The sequence below is a fragment of the Bradyrhizobium sp. 33ap4 genome (assembly GCF_032654765.1).
Lineage (GTDB): Bacteria > Pseudomonadota > Alphaproteobacteria > Rhizobiales > Xanthobacteraceae > Bradyrhizobium > Bradyrhizobium australafricanum.
This window is the reverse complement of record NZ_JAUMTJ010000182.1, coordinates 1-1,122: the sequence shown is the minus strand read 5'-3', so window position 1 is coordinate 1,122 and position 1,122 is coordinate 1. Positions and strand designations below refer to the sequence as shown.

Genomic DNA, 1,122 nt, shown 5'->3' with positions numbered 1-1,122 from the left:
GCGCGGTTTCCTTGTATGGGCTTTGTCAAGGGAGGCGTTTAAATAGGCGATAGGTCGGCGCATCTTTTCCTTCGTCAGTTTCTTTGTTCGATCTGAGGCCGTTTCTTCGTCCCGACCCGCACTTCGCTTGCGCTGGCGCGCGCAGAAGCTGTCAAGGTTGGCCGCCGCACGAATCGTACGACAGGCTCCGCCGTTGCCAGGCCACACCTTGACAGCTTCGAGCACGACGGCATCGCTTGGTGCGATCGGGATGACGATCGGAGGGGAGCCCGCTTGCGGGCGCGATCAATCGCGCCACAACCTTGTATCCGGTGGGTCCAAGGACCCCGAACCATGATGCAGTCATGCGCATCGGCAGCGAAGCTCCGAAGCGGCGGACCCATTCTCCCTTTCGGCATCGAAGCCAAGGAAACACGTCGGGACCCCGCCACCTCGAACCGTCATCGGCGACACCGTCACAGGCGGACGGAAGGCCGAAACTGTTGGGGTGTCCTTCCTCCGTTCATGATGCCGGCCGCAGAACGACGCCGTCCGGCACTACGCCCTCCCGCACGAGTCGCCACAGAGCGATCAGGAGCTTGCGCGCCAAGGCCACGATCATGGTCTTGCGCGTCCCGCGGGCATTCTCGGTACGAGTTCGAAACCACTGCGCCAAGACGCTGTCCTTCTGGAATCTGAGAAATCGCCACGCCAATTCGATCATGCCTCGTCTCACTCGGGCATTGCCGGAACGGGTCAGCCCTCTCTCCCGGCGTTTTCTGCCGCTTTCGTCAGGCGAGCCAGTGAGGCCGGCATAACGCGCTATCGCCCTTCGGTCGCGCATGCTTCGCGATAGTACCTCCTGCACCAGCATGTCGCCGGTCTCGACACCAACCCCGATTACCCGCGCCAACAGGCGCTCCATTGCGTGTGGTCCATCACTGGGCGTTTGCTTGAGACGCTCCAGGCGAGCCTCCTCGATCTGCCGTATCTGATCGCTGACGAGCCGCCGGCGCGCCATGTCGCGACGCAGCTCAGCCAGGGTGTTGGGCGGGATCGGCTCGCCTTCGGGGGTGCGCAAGCCGTCAAGGCGTTCGGCGGCTTTCTTCAGCTTGGGATTGAAGCCGCGGATGCCGAGCCGTA

At 63.0% G+C, this 1,122-nt stretch carries 2 protein-coding genes; both read right to left on the bottom strand.

Annotation, left to right across the window (positions count from 1 at the left end; genetic code table 11):
- On the bottom strand, positions 1-225 hold a 225-nt coding region (locus Q2M23_RS43610), incomplete at its 3' end, for a hypothetical protein (RefSeq protein ID WP_316399521.1).
- 277 nt (positions 226-502) lie between these two features.
- Positions 503-1,122: transposase (locus Q2M23_RS43605; RefSeq protein ID WP_316399520.1), on the bottom strand; the 620-nt coding region annotated here is incomplete at its 5' end.